The organism is Solwaraspora sp. WMMD1047 (genome assembly GCF_029626155.1).
Taxonomy (GTDB): Bacteria; Actinomycetota; Actinomycetes; order Mycobacteriales; family Micromonosporaceae; genus WMMD1047.
In genome coordinates this window covers 7342587-7367796 of record NZ_JARUBL010000001.1, presented here as the reverse complement: position 1 = coordinate 7367796, position 25210 = coordinate 7342587, and the positions used below count along the sequence as shown (strand labels likewise).

Annotated in this window: 14 protein-coding genes and 1 pseudogene; 9 read left to right on the top strand and 6 right to left on the bottom strand. The window is 67.6% G+C overall.

Annotation, left to right across the window (positions count from 1 at the left end; translation table 11 throughout):
* Positions 1 to 190: 190 nt before the first annotated feature.
* The gene (locus O7627_RS33620) at positions 191 to 3271 is read right to left on the bottom strand and encodes a tetratricopeptide repeat protein (protein ID WP_278097450.1); all 3081 of its coding nucleotides are present in this window, start codon (positions 3269 to 3271) and stop codon (positions 191 to 193) included.
* A 1000-nt stretch (positions 3272 to 4271) separates the two neighbouring features.
* Here O7627_RS33620 and O7627_RS33615 point away from each other — a divergent pair.
* From O7627_RS33615 to O7627_RS33600, 4 genes are all read left to right on the top strand, one after another.
* The gene (locus O7627_RS33615; protein ID WP_278097449.1) at positions 4272 to 4928 is read left to right on the top strand and encodes a hypothetical protein; all 657 of its coding nucleotides are present in this window, start codon (positions 4272 to 4274) and stop codon (positions 4926 to 4928) included.
* A gap of 1790 nt (positions 4929 to 6718) precedes the next feature.
* A complete protein-coding gene (locus tag O7627_RS33610; RefSeq protein WP_278097448.1) occupies positions 6719 to 7450 on the top strand; it encodes a hypothetical protein in 732 nt (243 codons plus the stop codon).
* Between the two features lie 861 nt (positions 7451 to 8311).
* On the top strand, positions 8312 to 11743 hold the full coding sequence (locus tag O7627_RS33605; RefSeq protein ID WP_278097447.1) for an NB-ARC domain-containing protein: 3432 nt from the start codon (positions 8312 to 8314) through the stop codon (positions 11741 to 11743).
* A 518-nt stretch (positions 11744 to 12261) separates the two neighbouring features.
* Positions 12262 to 13173, top strand: a complete 912-nt coding sequence (locus O7627_RS33600) for a hypothetical protein (RefSeq protein WP_278097446.1) — start codon at positions 12262 to 12264, stop codon at positions 13171 to 13173.
* Between the two features lie 170 nt (positions 13174 to 13343).
* Here O7627_RS33600 and O7627_RS33595 read toward each other — a convergent pair whose 3' ends face one another.
* The 3 genes from O7627_RS33595 to O7627_RS33585 are packed head-to-tail and all read right to left on the bottom strand — an operon-like array spanning position 13344 to position 18065.
* Complete coding sequence (locus O7627_RS33595; protein WP_278097445.1) at positions 13344 to 15374, bottom strand: hypothetical protein; 2031 nt, start codon at positions 15372 to 15374, stop codon at positions 13344 to 13346.
* Positions 15375 to 15426: 52 nt separating this feature from the next.
* Positions 15427 to 17439 carry a hypothetical protein gene (locus tag O7627_RS33590; RefSeq protein WP_278097444.1) on the bottom strand — a complete coding sequence of 671 codons (2013 nt, stop codon included), beginning with the start codon at positions 17437 to 17439 and terminating at the stop codon, positions 15427 to 15429.
* Positions 17436 to 18065 (bottom strand): hypothetical protein, encoded by a 630-nt coding sequence (locus tag O7627_RS33585; protein WP_278097443.1) that lies wholly within the window; start codon positions 18063 to 18065, stop codon positions 17436 to 17438. Before O7627_RS33585 ends, O7627_RS33590 begins: the two co-directional genes overlap by 4 nt.
* 316 nt (positions 18066 to 18381) lie before the next feature.
* On the opposite strand from O7627_RS33585, the gene O7627_RS33580 reads away from it, so the two are divergent.
* Both O7627_RS33580 and O7627_RS33575 read left to right on the top strand, forming a co-directional pair.
* The gene (locus O7627_RS33580) at positions 18382 to 18546 is read left to right on the top strand and encodes an ATP-binding protein (protein ID WP_278098537.1); all 165 of its coding nucleotides are present in this window, start codon (positions 18382 to 18384) and stop codon (positions 18544 to 18546) included.
* A 235-nt stretch (positions 18547 to 18781) separates the two neighbouring features.
* A complete protein-coding gene (locus O7627_RS33575; protein ID WP_278097442.1) occupies positions 18782 to 20155 on the top strand; it encodes a hypothetical protein in 1374 nt (457 codons plus the stop codon).
* Between the two features lie 63 nt (positions 20156 to 20218).
* On the opposite strand, the gene O7627_RS33570 is transcribed toward O7627_RS33575, so the two are convergent.
* Positions 20219 to 21490 carry a hypothetical protein gene (locus O7627_RS33570; protein ID WP_278097441.1) on the bottom strand — a complete coding sequence of 424 codons (1272 nt, stop codon included), beginning with the start codon at positions 21488 to 21490 and terminating at the stop codon, positions 20219 to 20221.
* 183 nt (positions 21491 to 21673) lie between these two features.
* Positions 21674 to 21878: pseudogene (locus tag O7627_RS33565) on the bottom strand (hypothetical protein).
* A 206-nt stretch (positions 21879 to 22084) separates the two neighbouring features.
* Between O7627_RS33565 and fxlM the strand changes: the two are divergent.
* The 3 genes from fxlM (at position 22085) to O7627_RS33550 (ending at position 25208) form a co-directional block, all read left to right on the top strand.
* Entirely contained in the window at positions 22085 to 23335 is a 1251-nt protein-coding gene (fxlM, locus tag O7627_RS33560) for a methyltransferase, FxLD system (RefSeq protein WP_278097440.1), read from the top strand.
* Between the two features lie 600 nt (positions 23336 to 23935).
* Entirely contained in the window at positions 23936 to 24649 is a 714-nt protein-coding gene (locus O7627_RS33555) for a hypothetical protein (protein ID WP_278097439.1), read from the top strand.
* Positions 24650 to 24953: 304 nt separating this feature from the next.
* Positions 24954 to 25208, top strand: a complete 255-nt coding sequence (locus tag O7627_RS33550) for a hypothetical protein (RefSeq protein ID WP_278097438.1) — start codon at positions 24954 to 24956, stop codon at positions 25206 to 25208.
* The last annotated feature ends 2 nt before the right edge of the window (positions 25209 to 25210 follow it).

The following is a 25210-nucleotide window of genomic DNA, read 5'->3' as shown; positions in this document are numbered from 1 at the left end:
ACGCCGGTTCCAATTGCTGGGGATGGACCCCGGGGCGCCCACATCGCCGGGCCTCGGCCGGCATAGGGGTAGATGTGGCGGCGGCCTAGCGGTGTCGCAAGCGGCCCGGGGTGCTCTGGAAGGAATCCGCTCGAAGTTTGTCGTATGGCGCCGCGATACCCGCAAGATGACTGACGGGATCGACGTATCTTTACGGGTTCAACTCGTCGAGGTTGCCCTGCTCTCGCAATAACCCGGCCAACTGCTCGGCGGCGGACCGGTCACCGGTGTCGGCGCGGCGGCGCAGGACCGCGATCGCCTCGTCGAGGTTGCCCTGCTCCCGCAACAACCCGGCCAACTGCCCGGCGGCAAACACGTCGCCGGCGTCGGCGCGGCGGCGCAACTCGTCGAGGTTGCCCTGCTCCCGCAACAACCCGGCCAACTGCACGGGGGCCGACCAGTCACCGGCGTCGGCGCGGCGGCGCAACTCGTCGAGGTTGCCCTGCTCCCGCAACATCTCGGCCAACCACCGGGCGGCCAACACGTTGCCGGTGTCGGCGTGGCGGCGTAGGACCGCGATCGCCTCGTCGAGGTTGCCCTGCTCCCGCAACAACTCGGCCAACTGCCCGGCGGCCGACAAGTTGCCGGTGTCGGTGCGGCGGCGCAACTCGTCGAGGTTGCCCTGCTCCCGCAACAACTCGGCCAACTGCCCGGCAGCGAACCGGTTGCCGGTGTCGGCGCGGCGGCGCAACTCGTCGAGGTTGCCCTGCTCCCGCAACAACCCGGCCAACTGCCCGGCGGCCCGCCAGTCGCCGGTGTCGGTGCGACGGCGCAACTCGTCGAGGTTGCCCTGCTCCCGCAACAACCCGGCCAACTGCCCGGCGGCCTGCCAGTCGCCGGTGTCGGCGCGGCGGCGTAGAACCGCGATCGCCTCGTCGAGGTTGCCCTGCTCCCGCAACAACTCGGCCAACTGCCCGGTGGCCGGCCAATCGTCGGTGTCGGCGTGGCGGCGTAGGACCGCGATCGCCTCGTCGAGGTTGCCCTGCTTCCGCAACAACCCGGCCAACTGCCTGGCGGCCTGCCAGTCGCCGGTGTCGGTGCGACGGCGCAACTCGTCGAGCTTGCCCTGCTCCCGCAACAACTCGGCCAACTGCCTGGCGGCCGACAAGTTGCCGGTGTCGGCGCGGCGGCGCAACTCGTCGAGGTTGCCCTGCTCCCGCAACAACTCGGCCAACTGCCGGGCGGCCGGCCCGTCGCCGGTGTCGGCGTGGCGGCGCAGGACCGCGATCGCCTCGTCGAGGTTGCCCTGCTCCCGCAACAACCCGGCCAACTGCCGGGCGGCCGGCCCGTCGCCGGTGTCGGCGTGGCGGCGCAGGACCGCGATCGCCTCGTCGAGGTTGCCCTGCTCCCGCAACAACTCGGCCAACTGCTCGGCAGCGAACCGGTTGCCGGTGTCGGCGCGGCGGCGCAACTCGTCGAGGTTGCCCTGCTCCCGCAACAACCCGGCCAACTGCTCGGCGGCCGACCAGTCGCCGGTGTCGGCGCGGCGGCGGAGAAGTCTGGTATGTGTGGTGGGGGCGAGGTGGTCTTGGATAATGGCGTGGCGGAACTGCCAAGCTGTGCCGTTGACGCGGATGGTGTTGCGTTCCGGGCGTGTACCGTCGGTCAGTAACGCGTCGATACTGCGGGGCAGCATCGAACCGGCGGTCTGGGTCGACAGAACAATGTGGGTGACTCGAAACTGTAGCCAGGCACGTTCCGCACCGCTGAATGCGCCCACGCCGAAGCATCCCACCGCGGCCACCACCCACCCAGTAACCGAGGTACCGGTCAGAGCCGCAGCTCCTCCACACGCGAAGGCGCCCGCGAGCACGTGCCTGCCGATGAGGACGACAGCGAGAAGATGGTTGGCGCGAAAGGTGGCCGCCGGCCCGGCGGGCGTGGCTCGGCCTCCGGCTGGTGGAAGGGCCGCGACGGCGCCACCAGCTACCACACCCGCGATAAGTCCGGTCAGCGGCTGGGACAGCAGCACCCCGGTCGCCGCGCCGCACAGCCCGCCGAAGCAAACCTGTGCCAACCACCCGACGATGCCGGTCGTTTTGGCTCTTCTGACCAGCGACCGCAGCCGTGCTGGCACCGGTGGTCGCGGCTGAAACTCATGCGTGAAGATCCACCCGAAAGTCCCGAGGTAGCACAACACTGCGATGACCGCGGTCAGCGCCGCAGCCGCCACCGCACGGACGGGACCAGCCCACACCCATCCCACCGCAGTGACGACAGCCAGCACCATGCCGGCCAGCCCTGCGGTCTGCCACCATCCGGTACGATACGGCCGCAGAGCCAATTGTTCCCACGGCAGCAGCCACCACCGCAAATCTCGGCTGCCGCCCAGGTATCCCAGATAGGCGAGGTTCCCCAGCCACCGTGCGGCATCCTCCACCGGATAGAACGAACCGGCCGACTCTGCCGTGCCGCCGCCACGAGCGGCGTTCCTCCCCCGATGGGCGGCGGGGGAATGGTCGTAGACCGTAGCGATGAACCCGTCGATCAACCGCGCTGTGATCTGCTGCCGTGTGGTGAAGTGCAGCAGCTCGCCGGGGTCCGGCACCACCGCAGCCGCCATACCGGGCCGTGGGCTGTAGACGTCCTTGGCCAGCCCAGCCATCAACGGCGTGGACAACGCGGAACCCAGGATCCCACCTGGGTCCGCTCGCAACGCGGCGAATACCGGCTGCCACAGCAACCGCCGCCGCGGATCCGGATCCTCAAGGAAAGCGATCACATCCGCAGAAGCGAGCGGCTGTAACTGCACCACCGCCGCCCGAGCCAGCACCCCACCCGCCGTCGCCCGCCGGAACTCCCGCACCCGGCAGGTCACCACCACCCCACGGTCAGTCGCCGCGAAGTCCTCAATCGCTGCCACCGCCACCGGCTGAAGTGCCGGATCGATCTCGTCCAGACCATCCAACACCGGCAGCACCCACCACCCCGCCGCCGACCCATCCGCCAGCCGCGGCCGCTCAACCAACTCCCGGGCCACCTTCGGAGTGATCCCGTAGTCCTCGACCAGCCGCCGCGCCACGAATACCGCCACCGACTCCGTCCGGGGATTCCACGACGACACGCCCACCAGCACCGGCACCGCCTCACCCGCAACCGGCTGCGACAGCAACTGATCCACCAGCATCGCCGCCAGCACACTCTTACCCGCACCCGGCTCACCGATCACCACCAACTGCCGCCACGGCAGCTCCCGCAGACGACCCGCCACCTGCGCGACCTCACCCTCCAACGGCACCTCCGCCCAATCCCCGACACCCTCGGCGCCGAGATTCAGAACCGCGGATCGAGCCGCACCAACATCCACAGCCGACCGAAACCACACCCGCAACGGTGCTGGCCGAGTCAACCGCACCCGAACCGAACTCCCCCGCACCCGCCGCAACGCCTCAGCAGCCACCTCCTCGGCTCCAACCCCCACCAGCTGCCCAGCACTGCCGGACCTCAACGCTCGAACTGTCAGAAGCAACCCCACGAATCCCGACAGGCCCCCAACAACACTGAACACCTGATCAAGGCCACCCAGCACCTCACTAGCATGAAAAAACCAGGCCAGAAAGAACAGAACCAAGGCCAGGACAAAGAAGCCGGCGCCCCACACGAGGCGCCACCAGAGAACGTCGAGCCGGATGCCAGGCACCACCACACCGTACTCACGGCAACAAAACGACCACAGCAACGATCATCCGATACCACATCCGCTCATCGGCAGATCCGGAAGCCGTGCGCGCAAAGTCCGTCGAATGGCCGACGCCACCGTCGTACGTCCCGCAGCCGCCCGTGGGCCGAGGATCCGGCGAGGCTACCCGAGCCGCGCCGCCGGTGGAACCGATCAGCGCCGGCCGGTCCGTTGCCGCGACCGAACGAAGCAGCCGCTTCGCCCCCACCCGCCATCTTGTCCACCCGCTCGATCGGTTGCTGCCGGGGGTCTCTGCCCGTGCTGTTGCGGAATTGCTGGTCAGGCGGCTTTCCCCGTGGCCGCCCTGACGGCGCTTCGCGGTTGCGAGGCCTGGTTGGCCGTTCTTGGGTCCCAACGGGCTGCTCCGCGCCTTCAGCCTGTACCGCGATAACTGCCGCCTCGCGGTCAGGAAGACACGGAACGACCGTCCGGCGGCCGGCGCGCCGCAGGTTCGATGCCCGAGTGTCCAGATGCTGCCGGATCGACGCGTTAAGGTGCCCGTGGATTCCACCTACGGCAGAGCCGGCAGCCAGACGGCAAACAGGAGAAGTTGATGGCCTCCAGCGTCCGCAACACCAAGCTCTTCAAGGAGCGGCTCGCTCAGCTTGAGGAGGAGACCAGCCGGCTTGGGGTGTTCTTCGCTCCCGCCGAAGCCGCGGACCTCCTAGCGGAGCGCGTCACCGCCACCGCCAACCAGCTCGGCGTCACCGAACGCACCGCGCTGCAGACGTACACCACCCCGTACAACATCTCGCTGCTGGCGAAGGTCCTCGCCGAGCAGGCCGCCACCTACCGTGAGGTCATGGCCGAAGCCGAGCCAGTGACCATCACCGTGCAGGACGCGGGGCGCGTGGTCGCCGCGCTCGGCATGGTGTGCAAGCTAGCTACCGGACGAATCGGCAATGACCCCGCCGACGCCGCTGGCGTTCTGACCGACGCCGCCGACGCGATCGTAGGCATCGGCGCGGAGCTCAGGACCAACGAGGACAACGAGCCCGTGACCATCAGCGGAAGAACGCTCGTGTACTCGCGGACCGTGCTCACGCGCGCCATCGAAGGGCTCACGGCCGCGATCTGGGTCTGCCCGTGCGGGGAGCCACACCGGCCCGACGCGCCCCCTTGCGCCCTGGTGCAAGGGCTCACCGCCGACCTCAACGTCGTCGGCGGCTGGCTGGCCGCACCGAACGAGCGACCCGGCGAGCAGCGCTAGATCCGCGACGACGACGGCTCCGCGGCGCTGGCCTGTTCCGCTCACCACGACCTGCAGAGCCAGCGCCCGAACTCCAGCAGATCGAGCTGGCCCGCTGTTTGCCGCCCCGCTCAACGACCCGCTGCCACTCCGGCCAGGTCATCACCCGGGACCAGCGCAGGCCAGCCGTCCGCCGCAGTCACTGTCACCAAGCGGCGGCGCTCGTCCCACTCGTATACGCAGTACATGCGAACACCCTGCACCCCACGCCGTGAGTCCGCAGCCCATCGATCATGCCTTGTAGATGACTCGCCGCCCCTGTGGACAACGAGACGATCAAGGCGTTGGCCTGGTAGTGAAGGCGTTGATGGGCCCGCTACCGGCAGGCCTTGGCGGGCTCCGTCGGGGATGGCCGAGGTTGCAGCCGATGCGGAGGGTGACGCTCGACGGGTAGCCGCGCGTTGACTGGTGACTCCAATGGCGGTAAGCCCGGGCGAGGAATGAGTCAACGTCACGGTATGCTGACTCGGTCATAAATAGTCAACCGTTGGGGGGCGATTTATGACCGGGAGCCATGCGGTCGACCAGGGTCGATTCGCGGCGGGGCACGAGAAAGGAAACGGCTCCCGGCCCGAGTTCCGGGCCGAGAGCCGCCAGGTGCGGCCCTGTGGTGCGGTGTCCTGCCTAGGCGGAATCTAGGCAGGCCGCCCCCACAGGGCTATAACCCGAGGTAGCGCCATAGAGCCGTTAGCGATGCCGCTGCCTGCAGAAACATCACGGCCCGTCGGGCTGGTCGATCCTGCTCGCATGAACACTGGAGCAATGCGTATCACCTCCTTCACTCCATTGCGGAAGTGGCGAAAGGTCAAGCGCCGGAGACAGCCTAACGGCAATCTCTTCGAGCACCCGCATCGGGTCGATCCGCGACGAGAGTGACTTCCTGACGAGTTGCTGAGAATTACGGCCCCAGCTCTGCGGCGCCAACTTTGCGCCGCCCTGGCGCGGTGTGGGGACAGGCTCGGCCAACGCGAATGTTGCAGCGGGAGCTTGAGGGACGGGTACTACGGTGGGACAGATGAGCTCGCCGACCAGTGGTCTGGTGTCCGTACACATCGGCCAACCCGAACCCGGCTGCCAGCGGGAGCAGCAGATGCTGGTGCAGACGGAGTACGACCGGGAGCGGTACGGAGTACGCTCCTTCCGCGTGCCCGGGGACCTGGACTGGCGGGGGAAGGGCCTTCAACCGCGGTGGCTCGGGATGGAGACCGGCGACTGCGCTGCGGCCATCGAGCCGAGCATCTTCCATGGCAAGGGGGCGGATGAGTGTAATCGCTTCCTCGCTGGAGCGCGCCAGCGCGGGGAACTCGCCCTGGCCGTGACGACGATTGGCGACGTCAACGATGACACCGCGCACCACTCGCTGTTCCCCTCCGGGGGTAGCGTTCACCTTGGCGTGCAGCACACCAGCGTCTACGGTCGCCGTCTGCCGACCGGCACTCGACCCGAGATCGTCCCAGGTCTGAGCGCTGCCGACCGTGACCTTGCGATCCGGCTCCTCAGCCGCCCTCCGGATGCCTCGTGGTGGGCGCTGGAACTCACCGGCGCCCGCCTCAGCCGGGGCGGCGGCTACGGCGAGGAGATCCACGAGCCGGAAGGGGAACTGCATCCGATCCTGGTCGACACGCTGGGCAAGCCGGTAGTCGCGGCTTGGACCTCACCGGGGGGCGACCAGCCGGTGGTACATCCTCCCGGCCGCCCCTCCCTGGAACAACGTCCTGGGATGGCTCGTCGAGCGCGCGCTGCCCGAGTACGTGCCCAACGCTCTACGCCGAGCGCGTTCACCACACTTCGAAGACCCCGATCTGCGGACCGCCGACGAGCTGACCGCCCGCCAAGCCCTTTACGACCTTGAGGCGCGGTACGCCGAGGAGAAGCTCCGCATTGAGGAAGAGCTGCACGAGGCGAAGGACCGCGCCGAGCCCGTACGGTACGGACTTCTCTACGGCAGCGGCGCCGAACTCGTGCGCGCGGTCGCGGCGGTGCTCAACGCGGCCGGACTGCCAACCGTTGACCTCGACGACGAGGTCGGCACCAGGTCAGCCGATCTACTGGTGGGTGGCGAGGGTTCCCCGCACCGCCTCGTCGAGATCAAGGCGGCGGGCGGCGCCGCCCAGGAGAATCTCGTCAGCTACCTCCAACGGCACCTCCAGGCCTGGCCCCAACTCCGCCCTGACCAGCCCGTGACCGGTGGCGTCCTAGTTGTCAACCACCAGCACAAGCTGCACCCATCCGAACGCACCTCACAGGTCTACTCCCGGCCCGAATTCGTCGCCTCCCTGCCCTTCACCGTCCTGAGCACCGTCACCCTCTTCAACTGGTGGCGCACCGAGGAATGGGCCGGGATCCGCAAAGCAATCCTCGGCAACGAGCCGTTCCAGGGAGCGGCCGTCGCCGTCGAGCTAGCAACCCCGCAACCAAACACGAACGCTGCCGTACCGCCGCGGCGTCGGTGGTGGTTGTCAAAGGCCGCTCGACCGTCATAACAGCAGCAAAGTTCAAGTCGGGTCCTACCCGAATCGCCAGGGCAGGGTGCCGACGCGCGGACCATGTCATCGCGGCGCTGGCGGGGGCGGTCGCGGACCGACCCACGCCGCCGGCCGGCCGGAAGCCGGCCATGATCAGCAGGCCAAGCAGCGCCTTCCCCCGGATGAGGGCGCCAGCGTCGCACCGGTGGATGAAGTCCAGGATCGATACCTTGCCGGGCAAGGCTCATTCACCTGGAGGGCGCTGACCTTGACGGCGTCGTGTGCTGAACGTGCCCGCGCCAGGGCTGCTGGTACCTCCGGCGTCCTCGACACACAGACGGCAACCGTGCCGGCCCGACGCGTCGCGGCAGTGGTTGTGCCCACGGTGTTCTCCGAGGGCGCGCATTCCCACGCCCATGAAGCCCGGCCAGTCGCCCGGGCATCTGGGCGGTCGTCCGCCCTCTGCGCAGGCCGGCTGTCGGAAGCGGTCTCATTGGCCGGGGGGCAGGTCCGGGCCCGCGCCTACCTGGATCAACCGCCAGAGCGAGGAGGGTGAGCCACGTCTGCATCGACCTGTAAGCCTACTGTGTCATGCGGTGATGACTGTCGGTGGACAGTCGGGTTAGATGGGTGTCCTGCTGGTGGGGAGGTGCGGTGGTGCGGTGGTGGCGTTTCGCACTTCTCGTTGTCGCGGGTCTCGTCGGAGCGATTGCTGCAGCCGTGGCGGCGGTCGTGGTGAACGTCGTCAGCGCCGGGGGCAGTCGGTGGCTACCGACGGTTCAGTCACAGCCGATGTGGTGGATGGCTGGGTCCACTGTCACCGTGGCTGCCTCGGGGTTGTTGTGGTGGTGGGCGGAGCGCCGATACGAGCGTGGGCTGGTGCGGCTGGTTCCGGTGGCGCAGCGTCCGGAGTCGTGGGTGGTGGACCGCCCAGTCGAGGTGGATCAGATCGTCGCTGCCGTGCGGCGCAGCGGCGGTGGGACCGTGGGGATCACGACGGCGGTCCATGGCGCCGGTGGGTTCGGCAAGACCACGGTGGCCAAGTTGGTACGGGCGGATAGGCGGGTGTTGCGTCGTTTCCGGGGCCGGGTGTACTGGGTGACGCTGGGTCGGGACGTGCGCAAGGGCGCGCTCGTGACCAAGGTCAACGACCTTGTTCGGCAGGTGAGCCCCGGCAGCGCCGAGCCGTTCACCGATGTGCGTCAGGCAGCCGAGCATCTTGCGGCCGTACTGGCCTTGGGTCCGCGCCGGTTAGTCGTGCTTGATGATGTGTGGTTTGAGGATCAGCTCGCCGCGTTTCCGGTGGCTGGGCGCTGCGCCCGGCTGGTGACCACCAGGGTCCCTTCGCTTGTCAGAGGGCAGGGGGTACCGGTGAAGGTGGATCAGATGTCGGAAGCGCAGGCTAGGGCGGTCCTAACGGCGGGAGTGCCGCCACTACCGCCGCAGGTGTTGGCCGGGCTGCTAGTGGAGACCGGGCGGTGGCCGCTGCTGCTCCGGCTGGTGAACAAGATCCTGCTCGACCAACTGCGGCTTCGTACCACGACCACCGCTGCGGCCGAGGCGTTACTGACGAGGCTTCGTCTCGGCGGGGCCTTTCAGGTCGACGAGTTGACCGGGGCGGCCGGCCGTGAGTTGGACGTCGCCGATCCGGAGCAGCGCAAGGAAGCAGTCGCCGCGACAATCGAGGCAAGTACGGGGATTCTCACATCAGCAGAACGGGACCGGTTCGCCGAACTGGCGATCTTCGCCGAGGACGAGACGGTCCCGGTGTGGCTCGTACACAAGTTGTGGCGGAGCACCGGAGCCCTGGATCCGTTGGCTACCGATGTGCTGTGTGTTCGCCTTGCCGATCTCGCGCTGCTGATGCTTGTCCCAACCAGCGACGGCGGCACCGTCAGCCTGCACGACGTCGTTCGTGACCACCTACAGGCCGAACTCGGCGACTCCCGCCTCGCCGGCCTGCACCGCACGTTTCTGGAAGCGGCCGCCGCAGGCTTGCCAGTCGTTACACCGGCGGTATCGGTCGAGGGTGGCGCGCGGAGGGTCCACGGCTGGTGGGATTTGCCTGACTCCGCCCGGTATCTATCGGATCACTTGATTGAGCATCTCCTCGCCGCGGGGCGCACAGCCGACGCTGAAGCCATCGCTACAGATCTGCGTTGGGTCGGTAAGCGGCTCGAGCAAGCCGGGCCAACCGCGCCATACGCCGACTTGACATTGATCGACACTACGCGGGCCGCGCGATTGAGGCGGCTGGTAGGCCAGACCGCGCACCTGCTTGAATCCACCGAACCGGCGCACTCGCGCATCGACATTCTGTATAGCCGGGTCGAACACGATCCCGGGTGGGGCGCCCAGACACGCGAGTTGCTTCGCGATCGACCGCGAGGGATCTTGGTGAACCGAGCACCACTTCCTGACCTTGCTGACCCCGCTTTACGACGTACCCTCACCAGCCACGGTGGCCCGATAAAGGCGATCACGATTGCCCCAGATGGTGCCTGGCTCGCCGTCGCCGCCGCCAACACGGTGCGGATTTTCGACGCCGCCACAGGCGAGCACCGCTCCACGCTGGCCGGCCGCATCGGCCGAGTGAACGCGCTGGCGATCTCTCCCGATGGCAGCTGGCTCGCGACCGCCACGACCGACCGGACAGTACGGACATGGGACACCAGCACCGGCCAGCAGCGAGCGCTGCTAGCAAACCGCACCGCACGATCGAACGTGCTCGCGATCTCTCCCGATGGCACCTGGCTGGCCACCGCAACCCGCGACCTGCTGCTGATCGTGGATGCTCGTACCGGGCGGCGTCGCCTCAGCATTCACGGCCATGCGGGGTGGGTCTGTGCTGTGGCGATCTCCCCGGACGGGACCTGGTTCGTCACTGCCAGCGACAACGGCACAGTCCGGACATGGGATGCCGCGACCGGCCGACGGCGCGTTACCCTTGCCGGCCACACTGGGCGGGTACACGCTGTGGCCATCGCACCCGACGGCACCTGGCTTGTCACCGCTAGCGACGACCGGACCGTGAGGGTCTGGGACGCGGGCACGGGCAGACGAAGGATCACCCTGACTGGCTACACCGACAGGGTGCATGCGGTAGCCATCGCCCCGGACGCGACGTGGTTGGCCACCGCCAGCGAGGACGGCGCTGTGCGAATGTGGGACGCGGCGACAGCTAACCAGCGGGCCACCCTGCTTGGCCACACCGCACGGGTGAACGCGGTCGCTATCTCCTCCGACGGCACCTGGCTCGCCACGGCTAGTGACGACGGATCGGTGCGGCTGTGGGACGTCTCCAACCCCACACCGCAACCCGAGAAGCTGACCGGCCGGATGCGGCGTGTGAACGCGGCGGTCGTCGCCCCGGACGGCACCTGGCTCGTCACGGCGTCAACCGACGGCGAGGTCCGAATCCTGGACCGCCGCGGCACACGCCCACGGACCATCGCCACCGGCCATCTCGACTCCGCCCGCACGGTGGCAACTGCCAAAGACGGCAACTGGGTAGTCACCATCAGCGGCGACGGATCGGCGCGCCTGTGGATCGCCGGCGTGCCGCAACCGGTAATGCCGCACGGCCGCATCAACTGGCATCGCGCCCTAGCAATCGCACCTGATGGGACATGGGTCGCGATCGCGAACTACGACGGAACGATGCGCATCCTGGATACGGTGACCGCCCAACGGGTCACCGTGCTCGGCGATCGCGCCAGCTTGCCCACCGCGGCCGCGTCAGATCCCAACGGCACCTGGATCGCCGTCGCAGGCACCGACGGCGCAGTCCGGATCTGGTACATCGCCACCGGCGAGCGGCGCACCTCACTGGACCGGGCCACCGGCCGAGTACGCCGGCTGGTAATCGCACCAGACGGAACCTGGCTCGCCACAGCGAGCAAAGACGGTTCAGTACGCACCTGGTCAACCCGGACCGGCCGGCAACGCGCGCAGCTGGCAAACCGCCAACACCACCTGAAAAAGTTGATCATCGCACCAGACGGAACCTGGCTCGCGACCACCAACGGTGACAACACGGTACAGGTTTGGAACGCCGACAACGGCCGACAACGTGCCGTCCTGACCGGCCACACCGCTTCGATCAATGCTCTCGCTGCCTCGCCGAACAGCGCCCACCTCGCCACAACCGGCAACGACCGCACCGTACGGGTCTGGGACACCGCAACCGGCAAAGCCCAAGCCATGATGCGCGTCGAACAACCCGTGACAGCCTGCGCTTGGAGCAAGAACGGACAGGACCTCGCCGTCGGAGGAGACGGAGGCCTATACAAGCTGGCCTTCCGCTACTAAAGATCCTTCGGTCCATGGTGATGGTTGTCAGAGGCGAAGGCCGATGTGGTCGAAGAAGTTGAAGCCGAACGCAGCAGACCGCTGATCGGGCGCCCGGCTGCCGATGGTCGGTACCCTCGGCGATTGTCTTGCTGTGCACGCCAGCCGCCGCCGGCACCACGAGGCCTGAGGTAAGCCGACGGCCGGCGACCTGGGTGATTCCCCGACGTCCGAGCACCCCTGATCATCCCGACCCGGCCGGATCAGGGCAGGCGCGACGGCCAGACGACCACCGCGCCGGGAAGCCGGATCCGCCGAGGGACTACGGGACGCTCCGGCGAGGACCAGACTTGCCTGATAGGTCTGACTCTGATATTCAGGTATCTGGTTACGCGGCCAGGGTCGAACCCTGGCAGGCAGCCGCGAATCTTCCTGGGCACCGGCGTTGTGGATGTACCGCGACGTGCAGCCCCGCGATGCTCTCTTCCTGGCGGAGCGCCCGCGAGTTGAGTGCGCCCGCTCATCGAAAGGTCTCCCAGATGAAGACGATCTATCACGGCTTCCTGCCGCAGCACACCGCCAGCACCCACCGGGTGTTCGTCATCGTCGACCACGGCGGCGGGGAAACGGTGGAGGCCCTAGCCACCTTCCCCACCGCGGAGCGAGCCGACACCGTCGCGGACCTGTTGAACCTGCTGACCGTCGGAAACCCGCCCGAGCTGACCCGGGACCGCCTGTTGGCCGCGGTCGACGCCGAGCCGGGCCCGGTCCGCGCCTCGGTTACCTCGATCCTCGACGACCTCGACACCAACACTCATGCGCTGGCCGTGCATCTGCGACGCCGAGCGACCGCCGGATTCGCCAGTTTCCCGGTTACCGGTTGCCCGACGGGTGGATGCGACACCTGCACGACGTGCGGCCAGGCATGCCTCGACTGCGCCGCCTGCGACAGCGGCGAGTGCGGCGCCTGCATGCCGCCGGTGATCACCCCGCGGACCGCGCTGCTGCTGCACGCCGCAGCGGAGATCCTCAGCGACGAGGTCACGGAGGCCCTGGAGGACCCGGGCGGCTGGCAGGAGTTTCCACCGTTCATCCGGCATCTCTCTCCGGTCGCGGTGGACCGGTTCCGAACCGCGCTCCTCGACCTGGCAGCCGACCTCGCCCACGGCGCCGAACCCCACCCGCGTACCAACGCCGAAGAGATTGCCCTGCACCTCATGACCGACCGCGCCACCGTCGAACTCGAACTCGGCGCCTTCGACGACGACCTGAAGCAGCTACCCGAATCGACCGCCGACTACGACTGGGAGGGCATCCTCGACGCGCTCTTCCAGGACAGCGACTACGCCATGCTGATGGCCAATCCGGGCAAGCTGAACGCCAAGACGGTTGTCAGCCTTTTCGAACCGTTCGACAATATGCCCGAGCGTCCGTACGCGGCATCCTTCTGACGAGCGGGTGACCTTTCTCGCCTGGCGCGGCGCACGGCAGACGCGGTGCGCCGCATCGTCGGACCGGTTCGCCCTGCCCGGATCGGATCGGCGGATGGGCTGCCATCGCGCCAGCTAGCACGCCGGTTCCGGCCTCGCATGCTGGCCAGGATCGCGGTTGCCGCGTCTGGCTACGTTGATCGCAAGTCGGACGGGCTGGGACGGGCAATGGGGAGAACCCCGACCACGATGAGACGGGGGGTCTCCGTGGGGCTTCTGCTCCGTTGTGCGGTCCAGACACTGTCTGCGAGGTCGGGGTAGCCGGACTTGTGGTCGCTGTGGTCTCCAACTAGGAGGATGCCGAACGGCGGTCCGGTGGCCGTGTAGTTCGCCGCCTGGGCGATGTACTTCTTTTCGATGCTGTTTCGGGTCCAGTTGTTGAGGTGTCGCTTGACCTCTATGACGAAGCGCATGCCGGGTTCGGGGGTGTAGGTGATGTCCGTACGGCCGGACGCGGTGTCGATTTCCTCGCGCCGCACGGTCCCCGGAGGTAGCACCTGCTTTAGGTGTTGCAGGCAGTCGTCCTGGACCGCCTTCTCCAGCCAGCGCTCCCCTTCGGGGTGTGGTCCGAGGTAGGCAGTGAGCTCGCCTAGCTGGTCGGGTTGCGCGTCGAAGCGGTTGTGCATGAACCGCAGGAAGTGGGATAAGAGACTGCTGAAGTAGGCACTTGCTGGGCGAGTCCATCCGGAGCTGCGGGCGAGCCGGTTGTACAGGTCTTCCAGTTGTCGGTCGAGGAGGACGTTGCCGGTAAGGGCGTAGCCGCGTTCGTAATCGTCGATGACCTGTGTAAGAGCGGCCAGGAGGTCCGGGGACGGATCAGCGAGGGTGAGCAGCGACGCGAGCCGCGGCTGCCCAGCCCCGAATTTTCCCGGCGGCTCCGCAGCGGCCCCGGATTCGAGGGCTTGACGGCGCGTCTCCACGGCTGCCGCGAGGCGGCCCACGTCGGGGTGGTTTGTGATGTGTGGGTCGGTCCGCAACGCATCGTGGAGATGTTTGAGCAGGCCGGACTCGCGGATGAAGGCTGCCTCAATCGGGGGTGACACAATCGTGCCCAGTCCGTTGTCGCCCTGCGGGTGGGTGTAGACGGCTCGGCTGGCTTGATAGATGTCGAGGATGTTGGTTAGGACGTGGCTGGCGTTATACCAGCTCACCTCCAGCAGGTGCGGTGCCGTGGTGTTCAGGATGGCGACGAGGTGTGCCCACGCCGCTTCTGCGAGGCCGCGTGCCTCCAACCAGCGTGGTTGGTGCATGCGTGAGGCCCAGGCGGTGCGTTGCGCGAGGGCCGAGCCAAGGTCCTGGGCGATTTCCGTAAGCCTGCTTCGGGCAGAGTCGCCGTGATATGGGTTGGGTGTGGTGAGGTCCAGGCCGGTGAATGCGAAGACGGCGTCGAGTGCACACCCGAGAGCGCGCGCGTCGAGGCGTCCTTCTTCGGCATCGGCGACGAACTGCAGCCGTAGGGCGGCGTCGCGCAGGAGTCGCAGCACCTCGTCCTGGTCGTGCGCGTGCAGCCCTGCTCGGAGGGTGGCCACCGCCAGTTCGTAGCGAGCGTCATTTCGGGCGGCCTGGGGCAGGTCATCGAGGTCTTCGAGCCGTTGTAGTACGTCGAGCAGTCCAGAGTCGTTGTAGTGGTCGTGCGCAACGCCGATGAGCAGGGGTAGCCGTTCTAGGGCGTTTAGCGGCTCGTCGCCGGTGATCTCGGTCAGCATAAGTAGGAGCCGGCGGTGGTTCGTGTGCCCAGCGATGGACAGCTGTAGCAGGCCGGCAACGGCGGGGTGAGCATAGGCCGGGTCCTGCCCGCCGCTGAGTGCGTCTTCGGCATGGCGTGCGATTACGGGCGCGACGCGGCCGCCGCATAGTTCCAGCAGGTCCGGCTGTTCGTACAGGGTGTCAATCGCCTCGGCGAGTACCCAGGCGGCGTGAGGACGCCGGAACCCGCGCTCCACGGCGGCTACCACGTGGCCCAACTGCTCTCGTGTCGCGCGGGAGTCGGGATGGGCCGCCGCCTGCAACAAGGCCGGCAGGTGAGGGCTGCAGGCGAGCGTCTCGGCCTCGGCGAGGACCAGTTCGATGCCGCCCAGGTCGGCGAAGGTGGGACCGCTGTCGAGTTGTTCGCCGGTAGCGGTGGTAGCCCAGGTCGTCAGCGACTCCTCGACAGCACTCATCGTGTCCTCCCCGTTGACGCCGCAGCTTCCGACGGCCGGTCTTAGTGAGCTGTCAGAACATGTGGTCTTTCTCCGTCGTGATGATCCTCTCGGCCGGAAGGATGCCCTCGACAAGGGCCGGCGTTGCCGTAGTGAGGATGATCTGTAGTCCAGGCAGTTCGCCGGCGAGCCTGTGCAGCTCCGTGATGAGCAGGCGTCCCGGTTCCGTGTTGACCTCCTCGCTGCCAACTGCGTCGATGAGCAGCAGGCCTGGGTGGGCAGCGGCGCCGCGCTGAGTGCTGACCCGCAGCATGGCGATCACCATCGCGATCCGCATCCGGAGGCGCTCGCCACGACTGAACTCGCCGAACGGGGTGTGTTCGCCGTCCTTAACCGCGTTGAGGTGGCCGTTGCGTTTGACGTCGACCGAGTCGAGGTTGGCGACGCCGAACGATCGCGCGAGATCGACGACCTCACGGTTGAGGTCGGGAAACAGACGCTCGGCCGCCTCCTTGACCGCAGCCTCTACCACGGCGTGCACCGCCGTCAGGATCCGCTCCCTGCGTTGCTCCGTCGGAGCCCGGCCGCCGCCGTCGGCACTGCCCGTCACGCGTAGCTGCCCCTCCAAACGGGCGGCCTCGATCTCCAACTCTCGCAGCGTCCGGTATGCGGGGGCGACAGCGATCTCATTGAGCCGGGAGACGGCGTTCTCGTAGCGCTGCTGGGCGGCATGTAGCTGTGCTGCCCGCTCCTTGAGCTTGTCAGCGGTCTGCTGTCGGGTCGCTCGCTGCGCGGCGAGCTGTTGTTCCAGCTCCTCGATCTGCGCCTCGGCCAGCTCCGCGTCGACCGCCGGCATCGGTCTGGTACAGACGGCGCAGGAGGCGTCCTCTCGTTCGCTGGCGTGCCGGTCTGGCTCTATGGGAGCCTCACACCGCGGGCAGCAGGTCGGCGACAACCGTCCCAGCACCTGCCGTGCCTGCCACGTTTCTTTGGCGTCCATCACCCGCTGTTCGGCAATCAGCAGTCCCGTGTCAGCGCCACGATGGTCGTCTTCGGCGATCGTGTGCGCTTGACGGGCGGTTCGGAGATCAGCGAGGGCCACGTCAACCGCAGCCAACGCTGCTTCCGTGCGCGGGTTGGTTGATTGCTGGGCGGCGGTCATTCGACGAGTCACGTCGTCAAGCTCGCGCTGCCACTGTTCACGCTCTGCCTGGCGGGCGGTGCGATCCTGGCTTGCGCGCTGGATGGCCTGGTTGGTCTCCTTCGTGTACCGCTTCCGCAAGGCTGAGAGGTGGGTAAGTACCGATGCGTACGGGATCCCGATGAATAGTTCCATCAGCCTGGCTGACAGCGAAGCGGAGGCGCTAACGTCGCCCAGCAGTAGCTTGTCTCCGCCCGGGTTGAGGTAGCAGGCGCCGAAGTAGGCCGGCCAGCCGTGTGCCTGAGCGGACCCCTGGCCGTCGAGACCTCCGCTGGGGTTCCAGACCGAGGTGTAGTCAAGTCCGAGTGATTCCATCATGAACGTGCCGATGAGCCGGTCGACCTGCTCTTCGTCAGCGCTCGCGAGCACAGGCATCTCCCCATCCATCGCAGCCACGAGACTGTCCGGGCTGTTCGCCGAGAGCAGTCGTCCCGCGAGGTGCGGTCTCGCTCGGGTGGTGTCCTGATCCAGCGCGACTCGAACGTGCTGACCTCCGACAGTTGCGTCGACGCGGATGCGGCGCATCCAGGCGGAAACGTCGGGCGTCAGATCCCGCGGTCGTCCTCGCAGCGCCCACACCAGATACTCGAGCATGCTGGTCTTCCCGGCGGAGTTCCTGGGGTGCAGGATCGCCCAAACTCCGGGGGTGAAGTGCTGATCGATGCTGAAGGTCTCGCCGGTCTTCTTGGTGCCCTCGACGCGCAGTCGTCGTGCCTGGATATGCCGCTGGCCCGGGACCGGGCTAGGAATACGGACGCCGGTGTCGTTCAGCACCCCCTCGACATCGGCAAGGTTCGCGTCACTCTTCACCGCCGCCCTTGTCAACAGCTCGCCCGGGCTCGGCGGGGTCCACGGCGGGGTGTGCGTCCCGGGACCTTCGCTCATTGAGTCACCTCCGCGCCTGCCATGGTCGCTGACCGGATAAAGGCGAGCCGCTGCCGGGCCTGGGCCGTGATCGGCGGGATGTACGAGCCGATCGGGGTGTCCGCGTAGTCGCGCTGCAGGTACTGCCGCTCCTTGATGTCGGTGCCTCCGAGGCCGTCGACCAGGTTGGCCACGGTCCGTGTCCGCTCGACGTACCATGCCAACGCCGGCGCCTGTATGAGCAGTTCGTCCACCGTTGCGCACCCCTTGTCTAGCAGGTAATAGTTGTGCTGAATCACCCGCTTCTCACCCACCCGTTGGCGCTTGCGCGCCAACCCCTTCTCAACGAGCACCGACATCGCGTTGTCCAACTGCTCGAACGCACCGAAGCGCCCCCGTAGCATCGGAAACCGCCGCAGGTCCGGTTCTCGCGAGGCCAGGATCCGCTCTGCCTCGTCGACGAGCCCGGGGGAGTCGGGGTGCTGGTCATACTCGTTGAGCAACTCGTTCGCGAGGTAGTCGGGGTAGCGGACCCAAAAGTCCAGCTTCTGAAGCCGAACCTGGGTGCGGACGACGCCCACGGCATCAGGCGGCGCAGCGCGATCCTCCTCGATCTCCTTCGCCGCTGTGTAGATCAACAGCAGCAAGCGGACAGCGTCCTGCCACCGACTCGCTCGCCGGACCATGACCTCAGTCATGGGATAAAGCCAACCCGATCGCTACAGCTTGTGTCTAGTCCGCATCTTCATGTAGCGCTGCGCCGAACGCTCTTTCCATATCGTTGCCGAACCAACCCAACTCAGCTGCTTCATCACGTCAAGTCAGAACGACAACACGTCACGTCACCGACGTCTCGGGTGTAGTGACAGGCCATGGTCCGAGTCTCCAGGTTCTACCGTCCTGACGTTAACAGCGCCAGCCGACCAGCCGGACGGGGGTCGCCCGTTCCGCGACCGAAAGCGCCTGACGGTCGCGCAAGGCCGCTACGAACGAGCATCACTCATCGTCACATCAAGCAAGCCCTCCAGCCGGTGGGGTGAAGTCTTCCGCGACGACGTGGTCACCGCCACCATGATCGACCGCCTCGTCCACCACGTCGAGGTCATCTCGATCAAAGGCGACAGCTAACGACTCAAGGACCGTGACCCTCGGCCGCGTTCCCGCAGCCAGCCAGACCGACAACTGAAGATCAACAAGACCATCGAGGTGATCCGGATTCAGCCGGAGCCAGGTTGGTCTGGATTGGACTGAGGCGGCGTTGACACCCTGCGCGTCTACCTCGCCGGAAGCGCACCTGGCGGTAGGTCTGCGGGTGGCGATGTCCTGGCCTCGCGTCTGCCAGAATCGCTCGATGGTGGGCGATATGGATCTCGTGGTGTTGCGCGAGCTTCTGCAGCCGGTTATCGGGAGCCTCGGGAGCGGGAACACGCACGCGACTCTCGGTGAGGCGTGTGAGCGTCTCGGCCTGCCGACGCCGCCGGAGGAGGGGACGAAGCACGAGCGGGTTTCCGCGAGCTTCGCGGCTCTGCCTGACTCTGACCTACCGCTGGTCGCGAGACGTGTTCTGGCCGACGTGGCGATGGAGGCACGAGCTCGTAACGCCATCCAGGACGTTCTGTGGGCCGCCGAGAGCCCGCTTGTGCTACCGACGCGGACTCGGCGCGAGATCGCGCGTGTCCTCGACCTCGCTGATGTCGTCCGCAGCCCCGATCGCTTCATGGCCCTCCTGAGCCGCTTGTGGGTCTTGGACGACGACTCGTTCGTCACGTTATTCAATCCGGACGCCGGTCTGCGTGGTCGGATCAGCCGACATGTGATCCGCAACCCAGGCGATTGGTCTACAGAGGAGCTGTTCGACAACCTCGGTGTTTTCGAGGCGTCCGACCGGCGGTTTGCGCTCTTCCTCGAAGGCTTGGCCTGCGCCGAGGTCGTTCTCGATGAACCGACGCAACGAGCCATCGCCGGTGCTGTGAACCCGCACCTTCGCGATGTCGGGGCCGAGTTGCGGGAAACGGGCATTGCCGGTGGCTACCCGGTGTTCAGCGTCGTCTCCACCAGGTCGCAGGGCAACCGCCGGCCCAAGAACCTGATCTTTGCCTCACCGACCAAGCCCGATATTCGTTTTCGTGACGCCATCGACAATGAGATCGAGATTGTCGGAGATGCTGACGCGGTACTCGTCTACGACCGCCCTATCGGCGCCGATGGAATCCGGTGGTGTGACCTCCAGGCATGGTGGAAAGAAAAGCACGGGTTTCAGGGTGACGACGAGGCTAAGCGGACACTTTACGGGCGCCTCCGTAGGAGCTTGCCCGAGAACTCACCTCCGCAGATCCTCCTTTTCGATCTCTACCACGACATATTTCGCGCTTCGGTGCACGAACTCCCGGCGTTGCTTCCGGAGGTTTGGTTGCACTGGGATCCGAAGACCGCCAAGGCGCGGGGGAAGGAGGCGCTGCTGAGGTTCCGGATGGATTTTCTACTCCTCCTGCCTCGCGGGCAGCGCGTGGTGCTGGAGGTGGACGGTTCGCAGCACTACTCCAGCGATGGGCGGCCGGACCCGACCGCATACGCGGCCAACATGCGTGCCGATCGTGATCTGAAGCTGAGCGGGTACGAGGTGTTCCGCTTCGGGGCAGCGGACCTACAGGACCACCCGCAGACCCGCACCATGGTCCAACGGTTCTTTGAAGACCTTTTCCGGGCATTCGGCGTCACCGACCTCCGCACTGCCTGACCTGTTGCAGCGCGGCGTTCAGGGTCCGTCACCGACACGCCGGGGAGTCCGGGTCGAGGTCGTTCAGCTGCTCGGGATCTCGACTGCGCGGCGCCAGGGCACCGGCGTCGGCACTCGGACATCGGCGGGCAGGTGCGGCACGAGAGCCGGCCGCAGAAGGCGTAGCTTCTTGCGCACGTGGCTCCAGGAGCCGCTCGCCAGCCGCTGCACCGGACACCCACAGTTGCTGTGGTTCTCGCCCGGTTGGAGCAGGCCACGTACGCAGACGAAGGCATCGTTGGGGTTGTCGGCGCGCAGCAGACGCCAACGGCCGCGTCGCTGCTGCGGCGGCGTCGCGGCGAAGACCTCCGGCGTCTGCGGCAGATACAGCAGATTGCTGTCCTGACGCAGCAGGTAGAGACGGTCGACCATGTCCACCTCATCCGCCACCGGTCCATCGCTGTTGAGCCAGGCGACCGCGTCGGCGACCGGGCCGGGTCCCCACAGGTAATCGGCTGGCCATCGGGTCGTGGCATACCGGGAGTCGAACCGCTCGACGTCGCGGTCGTCCGGCACCGCGCGCAGCAGAACCCAATGCCATGACGGGTCTTCTTCCGGGTTGAGACTCTCGGCCCATCCGATGGACCGTGCGCCGGTTGTCGGACTCCAGCCGATCGCCATGATCTCGCGGCTGGCCGGCGCGGGGTACCGGTTGCCGCCAGGGGTGGCGACGCCCCAGAGCTGATTGATGAACTCCGCGAGGTCGCGGAACTCCACGGTCGCCTCGACCGGGGTGCGGATGTGGTACGGCCGGGTGTGACTGAGCACGTTACGGATATCAATGATCAGGTCTTCGTGCCGGCGGGCCCGCTGACCACGCAGAAGGCGCTGGTCGCGCGCCCATCGCATAAGGTCGGTGAGCATGCCGTTGAAGCGCACCCGTCGGCCGTCACGTTGCGGTAGGAGCAGGGTGCGCTTCCGAACCCAGTCGAAAATGTCGTCATACGTGTCGCTGATCAACGGCTGCGCGGTGCCCTCTTCGTCAGTGAATGGAATCGGCTGGCCGTGGTAGAACTCGGCGAACCGTGCGCGCAGGGCGGGTTCGTAGAGGCCGATGGCTGCATCGGCGACCTCGGTGAACTGTTCGTAGTCGATCACGCCGAGGGCGTGCTTCTGGCGAAGTCGCTCGAAGCTGTTCCGCAGACCGGGTGGGACCGTGTCGGTCAGCACCGCGTCGGCGATCAAGGCACGCTGAAACGCGAGGGCGTCGTCACGGTCCAGCATCCCACCGAGCCCGTAAGGGCTGAAAAGCAGCGCACGCTCGTCTGCCTGCGCCAACTCAGCGAACACGCTCATCTCCCGCCCCCCATCGACACATTGTGCTCCGTAGCTGAACGAGACGGTAACGCTTATCTGCGACGCGCGTTGACCTGTGCCGCTCGAGCGTCGAACGACCGGTTCCGGGCATGGTCGGGCGGGTCGGCACACCTATCTCGGCGGACCTGTTGAAGGGGCACGCGGGGGCATGCCCGTTCCGAATCATCCGAGGATGACCTCGTGGCGGTACGCCTGCACCCGAGCGCCGTCCGTCAGCACAACCTCGACGCGACCGCCCTTCGACGGTCCGCCTTCCTACGGCGTGAACCGGCTTACCTGGATGTTCAACCACCCGATCGTGGTCGGGCTCCGCGCGGTCGGGCCGAAAGAGCCAGACGAGGCTCACAGGTTGACCGGGCCCCAGCACCCCCGGAGGTGGAACACACGTTCGAACGTTGAGCCTAGTCACACTAGGTCGACGGTTCGCGCGATTCGCCGTTTCGGTGCCGAGGGGCCGTCGGCGTACAGCCCTGAGAAGAGACACGCAGGGAGTTCGGACAAGAGCAAGCTGGCCCGCAGCCGCACGCGTGTCGTCGCCGAGGCAAGGCAGTCTTGTGACCTAGCCTCGACCCGGTGACCGTCACTGACGAGAACGACTCCGTTACCGCCGAGCGTCTCTGCGGCGAACTGGTAGATCACCTCTTGGCAGCGGGGGTGATCCAGCCGGGGCGCATCGAAGCGGCGATGCGCGCGGTCCCCCGGCACCCCTTCGTGCCTGGGGCGGCCTTGACCGATGCCTACGCCGACGACATCGTCCGGACCAAGCAGGATGCGGACGGCGTGGTGATCAGCGCGGCGTCCCAGCCCCGGATCGTCGCGACCATGCTCGACATGCTCGGGGTCGAGCCGGGCCACCGGGTGCTGGAGGCCGGCGCGGGCACCGGATACAACGCCGGCCTGCTGGGCTGGCTTGTTGGAGAGCGCGGCCAGGTCGTCTCGGTCGACGTGGACGACGACATCGTCACGGGCGCCCGGGCGGCGCTGGACGTGGCGGGAATCCGCAACGTGCGGGTCGTCCGCGGCGATGGCGCGGATGGGTACCCCGCCGAGGCGCCCTACGACCGGATGATCGCCACCGTCGGGGTCTGGGACCTGCCTCCCGGGTGGCTGACGCAGCTCGCTCCGCACGGGCGCCTCGTCGCACCGATCCGGATCCGGGGCAGCGCCACCCGGGCCATCGCCTTCGAGCACGACGGCCACCGCTGGCGCAGCACGCGCAGCGAGCTGTGTGGGTTCATGCCCCTGCGCGGGAGCATGGCGGACCCCCGCACGATGATCCAGCTCGCCCCGGACGGGTCGGTCCACCTGGAGGCCCACCAGGACCAAGCCATCGACCCCGTACCGCTTGCAGACGTGCTGGGCCAGCCCGCCGTCGAGGCGTGGACCGGAGTGACCCTCGGCGGCATGGAGTCGATCGAGATGCTGTGGCTGTGGCTGGCCTGCACCCAGCCGAACGCGATCAGCGCCATGCCGATCCGCGCCGAGGCACTCACCACCGGCCTCGTCCGACTCCCCTCGTCGACATGGCGGTCGATGGCGATCACCGAGGATGGCAACCTGGCCTACCTCACCCTCCGCCCAGCCGAACCCGAACCCGCCGACACCCCCGACAGTGGACGCCGGCACGAGATCGGCGTCATCGGCCACGGCCTCAGCGGCGGCGAGCTGGCTCACCGCGTCGCGGCGGAGATTGTCACCTGGAGCCGGGGGCCCCGCGGCCAGACAGTCGAGTTCACGCTTCAACCCGCCAACGACGGGCCACGCCTGGACGGCCAGTTCCTGATCGCTACACCTCACAACCATCTCGCGGTCTCGTGGCTCTAGGGCGCAAACCGACCCCGGGCTGCCACCGGAGGCGCCTCACCGAACGTGGGCAAGCAGGGGTCGACGCACGGAGACGGGGCGTCGGCGGGGTCGCTCCGACCCCGCCCGCAAACAACATCGACGGCCCGCTTGGCTTCCTCGAACCCGAGGACGACGCTTGAGCCCGTGAAGATCGCAGAAGCCTGGCGAGTAAGGGGTTCAGCAGCCCCGATCGGGTTGCGGTGCTCACTGTCAGCGCGCGAGGTAGACGACCTCCGGGATGAATCAGGATCGGCGGCCCCATCCGCCAAACCAGACACCTAGGCGGTAGGAGCGGCAAACCGGGTGTTCTGGGGCGTCCTACCTGGTCACGGCCTTGCGGCCAGTGCCATACCCTCGCTAACCTTGGCGTTCGAACGTGAGTGCGAATCGACTTCCCCCTGTTCGCTCACGACGCGATGTGAGGTGGGGGAAGTCGTGGGGGAAGCGGCGCGAGCGGGGCGATGGCTCAGCGGGTCGCCGGACCAGGATGAGGTCGCGCGGGCACTCACGGAGGTGTCGGCTGGCCGGGGGCGACGCGCGGCTCCCGCTGCGCCGGTACGGCTTGCGGGGGACGCGGCCGTGGGAGACCGGTCCGTCGCTGGTGCGCTGGCGGTGCCGGGGGAACTGGCCGGGGTGCTGCCGTCGGGGCTGCGGAGGGGCGCCACGGTACGAGTGACCGGGCCGACCTCGCTGGTGCTGCTCCTGCTCGCGGGTGCCATGGCGGATTCGGACCGGTGGAGCGCGGTGGTCGGCCTGGCGGACCTCGGCATGGTCGCCGCGGCCGAGCTGGGTGTGCCGCTCCAGCGGCTGGCGCTGGTGCCTCATCCGGGGCCGGAGTTGGCGGCTGTGGTGGGTGCGCTGATCGACGGGATGAGCCTGGTGGCTGCCACCTCCCGGTCGGCTGGTGTCAGCGAGGCGACGGCCCGGGCGTTGAGCGGACGGGCTCGCAGCCGAGGATGTGTCCTCCTGGTGGGTCAAGGATGGCCTGCTGCCGACCTGGAGATCGGCACCGCCGCTCGCCGATGGACGGGGCTGAGCGAGGGCCGCGGCCGGCTGCGGTACTGCGAGTTCGACGTTGAAGTGCGGGGGCGAGGTTCGGCCTCGCGACCGCGGCGGGCGACGATTCGGCTTCCCCGCGCCGGCGTCGAGTCCGCGGAGGGCCGGGCCCACGGGGACGGGACGAATGCGCAGCGGCCGGCGACGGTCGACGGGAGCCCGTCGGCGTCCTCGCCCTGGCAGGTCGGGCCTGGTGGGCTGCGCGGCCTGCCAGACGGGGCGCAGCGAGCGGGGTAGCGATGGCGAGCCATCGCGTCGAGCACACGCCGTTACGTGGCGCCGCCGGCACATTCAGGCGACGGGGCGAATGATCGGCTACCAGCCGGTCCACAGGCGGCCGACTGACCCAAGCAGCCCGCGGTCGCGCCGGCGATCACCGGAGCCAGGACTGCGTAGGCCTGCGGGGCGAACGAATCGCTGCGGCGCACAACCCACTGCCTCGGGTCTGACACTCCAAGCTGCTGATCCGTACAGCCTTCCTGTTCACCTCGATTGTCTTATATCTGCTCTTCTGGCCACCGGCGGAGCCGACGATTGGGGGATGTGGGAGAGAATCGACGTGCCGTGCGTCGGTGGCCCGGTGGACGGCCGGTCCCTTCTCGTGCCGTTCGACGACGAAGGTATTCCTCCTTGGCGCATTGACCAAAGCTGGCTGTGGGTTGAGTACGGCAGCGAGTTGCTTGACCTCGACACGAACGGGACGTACGAGTTGGAGCCGGTCGCCGGGGACGGACCGCCGTGGGTCTACTCCTGGGTGCCCGTGCCGCTTGGAGGAACGCCTGCGGCTGCGCCGTAGCG